The 10,654-nt window shown below is 67.8% G+C and carries 14 protein-coding genes; 4 read left to right on the top strand and 10 right to left on the bottom strand.

What is annotated here, in order from left to right:
• Positions 1 to 100 precede the first annotated feature (100 nt).
• Positions 101 to 673, bottom strand: coding sequence for a periplasmic heavy metal sensor (locus HY726_04750; protein MBI4608300.1), 573 nt, complete (start codon positions 671 to 673; stop codon positions 101 to 103).
• A 171-nt stretch (positions 674 to 844) separates the two neighbouring features.
• Here HY726_04750 and HY726_04745 point away from each other — a divergent pair, with 171 nt between their 5' ends.
• Together HY726_04745 and fumC are read left to right on the top strand one after the other, a co-directional pair.
• Positions 845 to 1,075 carry a hypothetical protein gene (locus tag HY726_04745; GenBank protein ID MBI4608299.1) on the top strand — a complete coding sequence of 77 codons (231 nt, stop codon included), beginning with the start codon at positions 845 to 847 and terminating at the stop codon, positions 1,073 to 1,075.
• Between the two features lie 388 nt (positions 1,076 to 1,463).
• Positions 1,464 to 2,861, top strand: coding sequence for a class II fumarate hydratase (fumC, locus tag HY726_04740; GenBank protein ID MBI4608298.1), 1,398 nt, complete (start codon positions 1,464 to 1,466; stop codon positions 2,859 to 2,861).
• 22 nt (positions 2,862 to 2,883) lie between these two features.
• On the opposite strand, the gene HY726_04735 is transcribed toward fumC, so the two are convergent.
• From HY726_04735 to HY726_04720, 4 genes are all read right to left on the bottom strand, one after another.
• Complete coding sequence (locus tag HY726_04735) at positions 2,884 to 3,096, bottom strand: hypothetical protein (GenBank protein MBI4608297.1); 213 nt, start codon at positions 3,094 to 3,096, stop codon at positions 2,884 to 2,886.
• Positions 3,097 to 3,358: 262 nt separating this feature from the next.
• On the bottom strand, positions 3,359 to 4,240 hold the full coding sequence (locus HY726_04730) for a DMT family transporter (protein MBI4608296.1): 882 nt from the start codon (positions 4,238 to 4,240) through the stop codon (positions 3,359 to 3,361).
• Positions 4,241 to 4,269: 29 nt separating this feature from the next.
• Entirely contained in the window at positions 4,270 to 4,539 is a 270-nt protein-coding gene (locus HY726_04725) for an OsmC family protein (protein MBI4608295.1), read from the bottom strand.
• On the bottom strand, positions 4,540 to 4,734 hold the full coding sequence (locus tag HY726_04720) for a hypothetical protein (GenBank protein MBI4608294.1): 195 nt from the start codon (positions 4,732 to 4,734) through the stop codon (positions 4,540 to 4,542).
• A gap of 105 nt (positions 4,735 to 4,839) precedes the next feature.
• On the opposite strand from HY726_04720, the gene HY726_04715 reads away from it, so the two are divergent.
• Positions 4,840 to 6,099, top strand: a complete 1,260-nt coding sequence (locus HY726_04715) for a hypothetical protein (GenBank protein ID MBI4608293.1) — start codon at positions 4,840 to 4,842, stop codon at positions 6,097 to 6,099.
• Positions 6,100 to 6,138: 39 nt separating this feature from the next.
• On the opposite strand, the gene HY726_04710 is transcribed toward HY726_04715, so the two are convergent.
• Entirely contained in the window at positions 6,139 to 6,555 is a 417-nt protein-coding gene (locus HY726_04710; protein ID MBI4608292.1) for a type II toxin-antitoxin system MqsA family antitoxin, read from the bottom strand.
• A gap of 28 nt (positions 6,556 to 6,583) precedes the next feature.
• Positions 6,584 to 6,907, bottom strand: coding sequence for a type II toxin-antitoxin system MqsR family toxin (locus tag HY726_04705; protein MBI4608291.1), 324 nt, complete (start codon positions 6,905 to 6,907; stop codon positions 6,584 to 6,586).
• A 149-nt stretch (positions 6,908 to 7,056) separates the two neighbouring features.
• On the opposite strand from HY726_04705, the gene HY726_04700 reads away from it, so the two are divergent.
• Complete coding sequence (locus HY726_04700) at positions 7,057 to 7,314, top strand: hypothetical protein (GenBank protein MBI4608290.1); 258 nt, start codon at positions 7,057 to 7,059, stop codon at positions 7,312 to 7,314.
• A gap of 86 nt (positions 7,315 to 7,400) precedes the next feature.
• Here HY726_04700 and HY726_04695 read toward each other — a convergent pair whose 3' ends face one another.
• From HY726_04695 to HY726_04685, 3 genes are all read right to left on the bottom strand, one after another.
• Positions 7,401 to 8,600, bottom strand: a complete 1,200-nt coding sequence (locus HY726_04695; protein MBI4608289.1) for a DUF790 family protein — start codon at positions 8,598 to 8,600, stop codon at positions 7,401 to 7,403.
• The gene (locus HY726_04690; GenBank protein MBI4608288.1) at positions 8,575 to 9,948 is read right to left on the bottom strand and encodes a DEAD/DEAH box helicase; all 1,374 of its coding nucleotides are present in this window, start codon (positions 9,946 to 9,948) and stop codon (positions 8,575 to 8,577) included. Before HY726_04690 ends, HY726_04695 begins: the two co-directional genes overlap by 26 nt.
• A gap of 354 nt (positions 9,949 to 10,302) precedes the next feature.
• The coding region (locus HY726_04685) for a carbohydrate ABC transporter permease (GenBank protein ID MBI4608287.1) at positions 10,303 to 10,654 on the bottom strand (352 nt) is incomplete at its 5' end.

The following is a 10,654-nucleotide window of genomic DNA, read 5'->3' as shown; positions in this document are numbered from 1 at the left end:
GTGAACTCCCACGTCACAGGGTTGGGGATAGTAGTCATGTCATTCCCGGGTCCGAGATAGTATAAGGTTCGGAAGGGGGGCGGAGCCCCCCTCCGAGGCTCTAGAGGGTGTCTCCGGTACGGTGGCGGGGCGAGCCCATGGGAGGGCCTGGCATCCGGGGCTCAGCGAGCAGGCTCCGGAGTTTCGCGCGCTGCTCGGGGGAGAGCTGCGCTTTGCCCTGCTCGATCGTGCGGATTCGCGCCAGGCGGAGGTCGACGCGGATGCGCTCGATCTCGCGGAGCTTCGTCTCCACCTGGCCTAGGTCGACGGCGTCGGCGTTGAGGAGGCTCCCGAGCTCCACCTCGGCCACGCGCAGGTCGGCGTCGCGCCGGATGGCCTCGCGCTGGAAGTCGGCCCTCAGCCGCTCCAGGCTCTGAACCTGGTCGGCGGAGAGCCCCAGCTCGTCGCGGTGCCTGAGCATGAGCGTGATGAGCGGGCGCTCGGCGCGCGGCCCCGGGTGCATGAAGTGCTCGCGCCAGCGGCTGCCCAGCCCGTGGAGCTGGCTGGACAGCTCCTCGATGGCCCGGCCCAGTTCCGCATGGGCGGCGGGGGTCGCCGCGCGCGGCTCTGAGCCGGCCGCTGGCGAGGCGAGCATGAGCAGTGGGAGGAAGGCTCCGAGGATCCTGATCCGCATCGCAGTCTCCTTTCCGGGCGCGGGATGAGCCGCTTCCGGCCTGATTGGACGGGCGCCCGGCACGGATATTCGCCTTGGTACCCGGAGCGAGGGTGGCTCCCGCACCGGCTCTCGCCGGCTCGGCGCGCCTGGCGTATGATGGCGGAAGCTCAGCGAAGGATCAAGACTCTGATGATGCCGACGACGAGCCGGGGCGGGGGTGAGGGCGCGGGTCTCGCGGTGAACATCGGGCCCGGCGAGCGGCGCAAGCGGCTTGCGCTGAGCGGCATTATGCTCGGCGTGGGCACAGCGATCGCCGTCGCGCTCGTGGCCGAGGGCGCGGCCCTCGCCTGGCGGATCGCCCTCTTCCTGCCGTTCTGGGCGGCTGCCCTCGGCTTCTTCCAGGCGCGCGGGAAGACGTGAGTCCGCCTGGCGGCGCGCGGGTCGCGCAACATGGACGCCGGCGAGGAGCGCGTTCGGGACGCGGCGGAAGCGATCCGGCTTCGCCGCCAGGCCCGCCGGATCCACATCGAGTCGCTCCTGGCGGCACTCCTGCTGACGGGGCTGTCGCTCCTCCTCCCCCGGTAGGGAACCCGGAGGGGGGCTACGCCCCCCTTCCGGACCTCCCCCAGGATGGGTTGCGCCGGCCGGGTACCCACTCCGTAGGAGTGGGTGGGCGCTCGAACGCGCTTACTCGGACAGGCTCCGAGCCGGCCCCCTCTGTGCTCCCCGATCCGGCGAGGTCCCTTCGTCGCGTCCGTCCGCGGGCGTATACTAAAAGCCCGCGAGCAGGACCGGAGGAGGCGACGGCATGAAGACGCGCATCGAGACCGACAGCATGGGGCCGATGGAGGTCCCCGCGGATCGCTACTGGGGGGCCCAGACTCAGCGATCGCTCCACCACTTCCGGATCGGCAGGGAGCGCTTCCCGCGCGAGCTGATCCGGGCGCTCGGCATCCTCAAGAAGGCCTGCGCCCTGGTGAACCGGGACCTTGGGCTCCTGCCTGAGGACAAGGCGCGCGCCATCGTCCAGGCGGCGGACGAGGTGATCGAGGGGAAGCTCGACGACCACTTCCCGCTCTCGGTCTGGCAGACCGGCAGCGGCACCCAGACCAACATGAACGCCAACGAAGTCATCGCCAACCGCGCCATCGAGCTTCTGGGGGGTCAGCTCGGCTCGAAGAAGCCCGTCCACCCGAACGACGACGTGAACAAGTGTCAATCCTCCAACGATACCTTTCCCACCGCGATGAACGTCGCCGCCGTGGAGCAGCTCCAGGGGCGCCTCGCCCCCGCCGTGCGGCGGCTCAGGGACACGCTCGATAAGAAGGCCCGGGCCTTCGCCGACATCGTCAAGATCGGGCGGACGCACCTCCAAGACGCGGTGCCGCTGACGCTCGGGCAGGAGGTCTCGGGGTGGGTGAGCCAGCTCGACCACGGGCTCCGGCACCTCGAGGCGGCGCTGCCGCACCTCCACGAGCTGGCCATCGGGGGGACCGCCGTGGGGACCGGCCTCAACGCCCATCCGGAGTTCGCCGAGCGCGCGGCGCAGAAGATCGCCGAGCTGACGGGGCAGCCGTGCGTCTCGGCGGAGAACAAGTTCGAGGCCCTGGCCGCCCACGAAGCTCTGGTGGCCGCCCACGGGGCGCTCAAGACCCTCGCCGCGGCCCTCATGAAGATCGCCAACGATGTCCGGTGGCTCGCCTCGGGGCCGCGCTCCGGGCTCGGCGAGATCACGATCCCGGAGAACGAGCCCGGCAGCTCGATCATGCCCGGCAAGGTGAACCCGACCCAGTCGGAAGCGCTCACGATGGTCTGCGCCCAGGTCCTCGGCAACGACGTAGCGGTGAACGTAGGCGGGGCCTCGGGGAACTTCGAGCTGAACGTCTTCAAGCCGCTCATCATTCATAACGTGCTCCAGTCGGTGCGCCTCCTCAAGGATGCCTGCGAGTCCTTCGAGGAACACTGCGCCCGCGGCATCGAGCCGGACCGGGAGCGGATCCGCGAGCACCTGGAGCGGTCGCTGATGCTGGTGACGGCGCTGACACCCGTGATCGGCTACGACCGGGCCGCTGAGATCGCCAAGAAAGCGCACAAGGAAGGGCTCACGCTTAAAGAGGCGGCAGTCGCATTGGGTTATCTCACCGCGGAGCAGTTCGACAAGCACGTGAGGCCCGAGCGCATGGTGAGCCCCCACCTCGGCGGCTAAGTCGGAGGGGGGACCCGCGCGCCTAGGTCTCGCGGAGGACCGCGAACCCGTCGAAGGGCCGACGGCGCCGTTCCGCCGTGCGGCGCTCCGGGTCACGTGAACCGGTGCGCTTCCGTCGGTCTCCGTTGCGCCGGTCCAGGAGGATCCGGACTCCCTGATTCGCGGAGAACTCTTGCCTCAGAACGTCGTAGAGCTCAACCCGGTCTCGACCCACGATGTACAGGTATCGGTTCATCTGGCTCCACCGCCGGTGCCTTCGCCATCGGATACACGGCACCTGGAGCCACGTTAACCGATCCGGTGAGTCGGCTGCCCCCTTGATTCCGGTCCCGATAGCCGGACTGATCTTCGGCCGTGTGCCCGGGCAACGGCAGGCCAGATTCCAGGCGCGTACCGGCCCGACAGCACCAGAGGAGTTCGACTCCTGCGTGCGGCCGGCGCGGATGGTGAGCCCTCAGGTCGGAGAGTGACCAGGTCCGCGCGATCGGCGCGGGCCCTCATTCCCGCCGCGCGCGTCCCGGACTGGCCAGCACGATCGCCAGCGCCGGCAAGACGAGCCCGAGCGCCGCGAACTCCGCCGCTCCCATCGGCTCCCCGAGCACCAGCCCGCTACTCAGCACTCCCACCACGGGGATCCCCAACGTCCCGATCGCCGCGACTCCTGACGGGAGGAGCCGAACCGCCTTGAACCACGCCCAGTGGCAGAGGATGATGCCGATGAGCGTGGCGTAGGCGGTTCCCGCCACGGCGATGAGGCTGAGCTGGGAGAGTGAGGGGAGCGGCTCCAGCAGGAGCTGGCCCAGCACCACCGGCACCGCCCCCAGGCTGACCTGCCAGGCCGTGAGCGCGACGGTCGGCATCGTCCAGCGCCCCTTCTTCACGAGCACGGTGCCCGCGCCCCAGGAGAGCGCGGCGGCCAGCATGAGGAGCGCGCCCACAGGAGTTCTCCACAGCGCCGCGACCTCGGGCCCGATCAGCACCGCGAGGCCGGCGAGACCGAGGAGGAGCGCCAGGATGCGGCCCGGCGTCAGCGGCTCGCGGAGGAGCAGGCGCCCGAGGATGACGGCCCAGAGCGGCATCGTGTAGGCGATGATGACCGCCCGCCCCGCCTGGATCAGGCTGAGCCCGTAGGCGGAGAAGATGTGCCACCCGGTGATGTTGAAGAGCGCGGCGACGAAGAGGGGCCCGCGCTCTTGCGGGGCGACACGTAGCGGGTGACCGCCGGCCCTGGCGATGGTCAGCAGCCCGATCCCTCCGCCCACCAGGCAGACGCTCCGGAACGTCCAGGGCCCGATCTCGTTGAGCGCGAGCTTCATCGCTGGCCAGTTGGTGCCCCACAGGAGGGCGAGCGCGGCCAGCAGGAGGATCCCTGTCGGCAAGACGATGAGACCCGGTAACGCAGCGCCCCCTACTCCTCGTCCACGCTTCCGTCCCACTCGACGGCGATGCCCCGCTGGACTGACTGGGAGGCGGGGCAGCCCTTCTCGTGGACCTCGATGGCCCGGAGCGCGTCCTCCCGCTTGCCCTTGGGCACCTTCACCTTGTAGTGCACCTTGATCTTCGTGATCAGGGGCTTGCCCTCCACGTTCTCGATGAACCCCTCCACCTCGGAGGCGAGCTTGTCGGGCTGGGTCGGGATCTTCCGCGCCGCTAGCGCCCCGGCTAGCGTCCCGGTCATTCACCCGGCCACCGCGGCGATGACGTGGTCGAGGGTGGTCGGGAGCTCCTCCTCCGGCTCCACGCCGTAGAACTTCTTGATCCCGCCGTGGACCCCGTACCTCACGGGCTCCGGGAACGCTTCGATGAAAGCCCTCCGCACCGGTCCCTTGTCCTTCACGATCTTCACCCTGGACACGTGGATCAGCTCGGCCATCACGAATCCTCCTCTCGGATTGACGAGATGGATGGACTATACGGCGTGAAAGCGACAATGACAATGGGGCGCCTGCCCGGTATACTGCGGGGCACGGAGGCAGGCATGGACACCGATCGGTTCGGCAACCGCGTGGACCCACCGCTCCCCTACGCCCGGGGGAAGATTCTCGCGAGCACCGAGGACGACTTTCTCAAGCTCAGGCGCGCGTGGCGGATCATCGCGGATCGCGTGCGCGCGGGAGGCCCGGGCGCCGTGTTCAATTTCTCGGGGCTCGAGCGCTCGCTCCCGCTGGCTGCGGAGGACCTTCCTTTCGCCGACGACGAGCTGGCCCCCGCGCTCTACCTGGATCGTCTCACGGCGCTGGCGCTGGACCACCTGGGCGGCGCCGCCGACCGCCACGACGTCGTGCTTCTGAACCGGATGACCGGCGCGACGCTCGCCACTCACCTGGCCCTCGTCAAGCCCGGTGACGTTGTGCTCGGCGTGTCAGCGAGCCATAGCCATCCCTCCGTGGTCCGAGCTGCAGCCCACGTGGGCGCCAAGTTCGTGGACGCCCCGGATCTCCCGACCTTCGCCGAGGCCTTAGAGCGCGAGGGGCAGGTGGCGCTCGTGGTGCTGACGCGGCTGGCTGTGACCTACGATCTCCTGCCTTTGGACGGAGTCCGCGAGGTGGTCAGGCTCGCTCATGCGCGAAAGGTCCCGGTCTATGTGGACGACGCCGGAGGCGGGCGAGTGGGGCCGGCGATCTTCGCTCAGCCCCGGCTCCTCCAGCTCGGCGTGGACGTGGGGGCCACCGGCCTGGACAAGTACGGGACCATTGGGCCGCGCCTCGGGCTCCTGGCGGGCGAGCGTGCCCTCGTCGCCCGGATCCGCTCCCGCGCCTTCGAGTTCGGGCTCGAGGCGCGGCCGATGCTATACCCGGCAGCGGTGCGATCGCTCGCGCAGTACACCCCGGAGCGCGTCCGGGCCCTGGTGAAGTCCACCAGGCAGGTCGCCGCGGCGCTTCGGTCGGTATTGGGTAGCCGGCTCCACGAGACGCCGGTGACGGCGCAGCTCAGGGCGGAGGACATCCTGGAGCTGGCCCTTGAGCGGGCGGGAGTCAGCGAGCCGCCCGTCGTCCCCTACGAGGCGACAGCGGCGCTTGCCATGCTCCTCCTGGAGGACCACGCCGTCCTCACCGTGCACTTCGCCGGTCTGCCGCCGGGGACGTCCACCCTCCTCTTCAAGTTCATCCCGCCGGAGACGCTGGCGAGGTTCGGCGGCGCCGATGCGCTCGCGAAGGCGGTTGATGGCTCCCTGACCAAGCTGGCGGGCTTGATCGCGGAGCCCGAGAAGATCCGCTCCCTCCTCCTCGGCGACTAGCGCTTACCCCACTACGGTGTCCATGACCGGGGCTGGCTTCTATGCGGCGTGTTTCCGCAAATAGTCGAGGCTTCCAGGCAAATCGCGAATCATTCGAAGGAGCATATCCATGGATGCCGTCTGGACGTTTCGGCCTGCCTCCCACCGCGAGATTGTGTTGCCGCCAAGACGCAGCAGACGTGCGAGTTCAGCCTGAGTGAGACCAAAGCGCTCTCGAATCGAGCGGATGTCGTCCGCCGAGAGAAGCCCGTACTTTGCGCGATAGATCTCGAGCGCTCGCTGTCGGAGTTTTCGCGCATCATGGAATCGCAAGACCACCTCGTGGCATTTCGGACAGCTCAGGTGCGGGGCTTCTGTAACGGTGATCTCCTCGCCGTTCACCGGAAGTTTGAGTCTGCCTCTTTTCTCGTTCATCGCCGCGCCGCATTCAGGGCAAGCATCGTCTGGAAGGACCACACCGCGTCTCGTCCGTTGAACCGACCGGTTAATTGTCTTCATCGCTTTGGTCCTCTTGCTCATGGAAGGAGATGACGACGCAATCGCTGCGGAGAATGACCTTCAGGTACAGGACGATCTCGGCGACTTCATGCCTGAAGACGTACATCCACTCGCCCGTTTTCTTCGAACGGAGACGCTCGACGAAATCGCTCGCGGCCAGGTTCGCCAGTACGTCGCGGGCGTCCTCCTCGTCGAGGCCCATATCGAGACCTGCCAACTCTTTGAGCGCCTTCATGGTGAAGCGCACCTTCCGCTGAGTCGCCAGCTCGCGGATCCTCGCCAGGACCGCCTGGAACCACCGACGAGCCATTCACTCTTTGGTGAAATTATGCGTTTGGTGAGTAGCGACTGTCAAGTCAAAATCAGCGCACGCTGTCGACCGTCGTGCCTCAATAGCCCGACGGCGTCCACCTCCGCGCGGGCACGGGAACGGCTGGGCGCCATCCGCGAGACGAGGTCATGTGGAACAAGAGCCAGAAGGTCGATCGCGGGGGGAGCAAGAAGCAGCGCCGCCGACCCCCGGACGAGCGCAAGCTAAGGCAGGAAGAGGAGCGGAAGAAAGCACCCATCAAAGAGCTAGAGGAGCTTGAGACTCAGGTCCGTGTGCGTCCCATCGAAGCCGGGCGGATCAAGCAGGAGCTCAAAGCCCGAACCGGTGACGCCTGCTATCCCGGCAGGTCCCACAAGCCCGTCAGATGCTGCGAAAGCTATTGGTAGATCGGATAGAATTCGAGTCCTTTGATGAGGGCGGACAGCGCGGGTACCGCTTCACTGGGCAGGGTACATACGGCGCTCCTCCGGCTTTATGCAAATCGGCTCTCCGGCCCGGCAGCGCGAGTCAGCGGGGAGACTGGCGTGGTCTCGACCACGCGCAGAACGGCAGCCGCATCCACCCGACGCCGGAACCTGACGACCAGCGCCCCTGGGGGGAAATCGGCTTCGGCACAGTTCCGGTCCTCGTCGATGCAGAGGATCAGGTTGGCCAGGCGAGCGCTCCGATACAGCGCGAGTTTCCGCGCCACATAGTCGGGCGTCCAGAAACCCACGATCTCCAGGAGCCACTGGCGCCCCGGGTTGGAACGATGCTGGAGGGCGAAGTCGGGGAAGATCATGGTGCCCCCCGCAGTTATCGGCTCCGGCTCGCGAATCACATCCCACGCCGGGGCGAGCCGTCGGAACTCGCGAGCGAAGCGCTCCTCGAGGTGGCTGTCGTATCGACGCGGCGCGCTCGCCGGAAAGATCGGATCGCCCGTCCCGAGTTGCAGGGTGAGGCGGCGCCCATGGAAGACGCATTCCGCCCGCAGGCGGAAGCGTGGACACCACGCTAGCAGAGGCACGAGTTCACCGAGCGCCCGTCCATAGAGCCCGGTGTTGCGAAACAGCGCAAACGGCCCCGAGAGTTCCAATATGGCATCAGTGGTGCCCGATCGGTCGGCGACGGCACAGATCAGTCCTCGCCACTTCGCTTGGCGAACGAGGGCCCGCGTGTTCCCCTCGACTTCGATCCTGACCGCGGTCGCGCTGAAGAGGAGCGCCTGAACCAGCGCGAGGTTGCACCGTAGCGCCAGTTCGATCGCCGACAAAGACTGCGCGGGTGCACCGACCAGCCGTTCGCCGGGCAGGTCACCGAACAGCGAATCTTGCAGGTTCTCTGGGGTCACCCCCAGGGAGGCGGCAACCGTGGACAGGACGGTGTGTGGAGGGGCCGGAGTCCGGGCCGCCTCCGCGAAGACGAGCGCCCGAGCCCGTCTGGGCGGCACCGCCGTCTTCCGATGGCTGGGGCGGAGCCTCGCCAGAACCTGAATGGCTAGTCTCAGCTTCCTGGGGGGACTCTCGCACGGCAGCGGCTCGCGCAGCCGGGCGTCCAGCTCGCGCTGGGGCCTTCCGATGAACCGCTCGTGCTCATCGAGGAGAGTCCGCAGCCAGGGGTGATCGTGCTCCCCGAGGAAGTGAGGCACCACAAGGGCCCCGGCCACGCTATAGCTGAGCAGATGGTCGGGCAACAAGGCCCTGGCGTCTCCTGCGCGCCTGACCGACTTCGATCGTGTTTCGTGTCACGAGCTCATACACGACGGCACGCTTGCCCTCACCCGGCCGCAGCAACCGGCCAACTCGCTGCACGTGCTCGCGCTCCCCGAGGGCACCGCCCACGATCACCGCGACATCGGCGTCGGGAACGTCGAGCCCTTCGTTGAGCACCCGTGCCGACACGAGCGTCCGGATGTCACCGCGGCGGAAGCGCTCGAGCACATCATCGCGCTCTTGACGGCCGATGTCGCAGGTCAGAGGCATGACGAGGTGCTGCCGCGCAATCGCATATGCCGTTTCGTTGTCCGCGGTGAAGATCAGCACCCTGGAATAGCGGTGGCGTCCAAGCAGAGCTTCCAATGCTCGCCGCTTCGCATGTGTGAAACCAAGAAGCCGTCGCATCTGGCGCCACGCCGACAACGCGCGCCGGCCCTCGGCGGTACCGGCGGAGTGGCGGGTGAAGTCGGCCCAGCTGGCGTCCGGCGCCATCCGACGGAAGTCCGCGTACGCGCCGTTGAACAGTGCAGCCAAGCCCGTGTAAGCGGAACGTTCCTCGGGAGTGAGGTCCAGGTACAGCGTGATCGCGTCGAAGCTGGCGAGAAACCCCCCGGCGAGGTCAGCGACGGCGAGCTCGAAAACGGTCGGTCCCACGAGCTCGGCGAGGCGAGCCGCTGCGCCGGCGTCGCGCGGCGGCGTTGCCGTGAGGCCGAGGCGAGCATCGGCGACTGTCATCTCCAGGGCTTCATCGCGAAGCCCAGCTCCGAAGTGATGGACTTCGTCCACGATGAGGAGGTCGAACCGATCCCCGAGCTGGTCCATGTGCCGGTACGCGCTCTCGAAGGTGGCTACCGTCAGTGGCGCTAGCTGGCGCACGCCGTCGCCATAGCACCCGACAGCGCCCCCGTAGACGACCCTGATCTCCCGAAGCCATTGATCGAGCAGTACGCGGGTCGGGACCAGACACAACGCGCTCAGCCGCGTCCGGTGCATGGCGGCCAGGGCGAGCCGGGTCTTACCGCTCCCGGTCGGGAGGGCGACGACGCCGCGGCGGTGCCCCAGCTCCCAGGCGGACAGGGCAGCCTCCTGGTAGGGCCGGAGGTCAACGTCGGACCACGCCTCCTGCATCGGGCGAAGAGGCGAAGTGATGTCCTGGAATTGGGCACTGCCCTCGAGGAGCCAGCGCTTGAGGGCGGGGTACCTGCTGGCGGGCGCCCGATGGGCGTGTACTCGAGGGTCCCAGAGAACGCCCGGCGCCTCGGCAAGGTTGAGCTCCTTCGGCGGATCGGTCAGCAAGATGGTACCTCGGTCGAATCGCAGCTTCATGACCAGCCCGTCACTGGGATCCCAGCTCCTGGCGCGCTCCTACCGGTCACGTGGCAGCACGCCACGCCCTTTGATACTGCGAGTGACGACCCGCGCCAATGCCCAAAGATGGATACACGGCATCAAGGCCGGCGCCGGTCTCGGGCACGGCCAGGACGGTGGCTCGGGTCGCAGGCGCACTCCGGATTTCCATGTGGTTCGCCAGGCACGAGGATCTCGACCAGGTGTATGCGCGGACCGCGGTCCGGCCCCGAGTTTGAGGAAGTTTGGGAGAGACTTCCCGTCAATCCCGTCGCGCGCCTCGCCCTGCTCGGGCACGCGAGGATAGACCGGGTAGCGGTGGAGAACTCGCGGTTACTTGATGGCGCCGACGGTGAAGCCGGCGATGAAGCGGTCGACGAAGAAGTTGTAGAGGATGGCGATGGGGACGCTGCTGATGAAGCACCCCGCCATGATGGAGCCCCAGAAGTAGACATCGCCGTGGACCAGGAAGGTCGGCACGCCGACGCTCACCGTGTAGTTCCGGGCGGCGGCGACGAAGGTCAGGGCGTAGACGAACTCCTGGGTGACGAGGGTGAAGGTGAAGATGACGACGGTGAGGAGGCCGGCCAGGGAGATGGGGACGACGACCTTCAGGAAGGCGCCGAGGCGGCTGTAGCCGTCGATCATGGCGGCCTCCTCGATGTCGCGGGGCACGGCCTTGAAG

The organism is Candidatus Rokuibacteriota bacterium (genome assembly GCA_016209385.1).
Taxonomy (GTDB): Bacteria; Methylomirabilota; Methylomirabilia; order Rokubacteriales; family CSP1-6; genus JACQWB01.
This window is presented reverse-complemented; position numbering and strand designations above follow the sequence as displayed.

Bases quoted from the DNA above. Each gene is read 5' to 3' on its own strand.
- HY726_04750 (MBI4608300.1), bottom strand. From the start codon at position 673: ATGCGGATCAGGATCCTCGGAGCCTTCCTCCCACTGCTCATGCTCGCC.
- HY726_04745 (MBI4608299.1), top strand. From the start codon at position 845: ATGATGCCGACGACGAGCCGGGGCGGGGGTGAGGGCGCGGGTCTCGCG.
- fumC (MBI4608298.1), top strand. From the start codon at position 1,464: ATGAAGACGCGCATCGAGACCGACAGCATGGGGCCGATGGAGGTCCCC.
- HY726_04735 (MBI4608297.1), bottom strand. From the start codon at position 3,096: ATGAACCGATACCTGTACATCGTGGGTCGAGACCGGGTTGAGCTCTAC.
- HY726_04725 (MBI4608295.1), bottom strand. From the start codon at position 4,539: ATGACCGGGACGCTAGCCGGGGCGCTAGCGGCGCGGAAGATCCCGACC.
- HY726_04720 (MBI4608294.1), bottom strand. From the start codon at position 4,734: ATGGCCGAGCTGATCCACGTGTCCAGGGTGAAGATCGTGAAGGACAAG.
- HY726_04715 (MBI4608293.1), top strand. From the start codon at position 4,840: ATGGACACCGATCGGTTCGGCAACCGCGTGGACCCACCGCTCCCCTAC.
- HY726_04705 (MBI4608291.1), bottom strand. From the start codon at position 6,907: ATGGCTCGTCGGTGGTTCCAGGCGGTCCTGGCGAGGATCCGCGAGCTG.
- HY726_04700 (MBI4608290.1), top strand. From the start codon at position 7,057: ATGTGGAACAAGAGCCAGAAGGTCGATCGCGGGGGGAGCAAGAAGCAG.
- HY726_04690 (MBI4608288.1), bottom strand. From the start codon at position 9,948: ATGAAGCTGCGATTCGACCGAGGTACCATCTTGCTGACCGATCCGCCG.